Annotated in this window: 1 protein-coding gene; it reads left to right on the top strand. The window is 48.4% G+C overall.

What is annotated here, in order from left to right; translation table 11 throughout:
* Window positions 1–382 (top strand): LysR family transcriptional regulator (locus tag SB754_RS19405; RefSeq protein WP_410784038.1); only part of this gene is annotated, 382 nt, incomplete at both ends.

Below are 382 nucleotides of genomic sequence, written 5' to 3'. Positions count from 1 at the left end.
CAAGGCAGTAGCCATGCATAATATTCTAAACCGCTTTTCCTACGACGATTTAAAAGTTGTTCTGGCAGTAGGCGAGCATGGTAACTTATCACGCGCCTCTGATGCTCTTGACATGAATCACTCCACCTTATTCAGGCGCCTGGGTGCAATTGAAAATGTTCTGGGTCTGTCACTTTTCCTGCGGCGTCGCTCTCAGTATGTGCCCACAGCGGCAGGCGCGGAGCTCATTTTACTGGCTCACCGTGTTGAAGATGATGTTAACCATGTGCTCCGTAGCATCACAGAAGAAGTCCGCGGACTTTCTGGTGAAATTCGCATTACAACATCCGATGCGTTGCTCTACGATTACCTGGTTCCATTAATCGCTTCATTTACGGCTAAG

It is taken from the genome of Leifsonia sp. SIMBA_070 (genome assembly GCF_046534635.1).
GTDB lineage: Bacteria > Actinomycetota > Actinomycetes > Actinomycetales > Microbacteriaceae > Leifsonia.
Note: the sequence above shows the minus strand (reverse complement) of the source record. Positions and strands in the feature narration are given on the sequence as shown.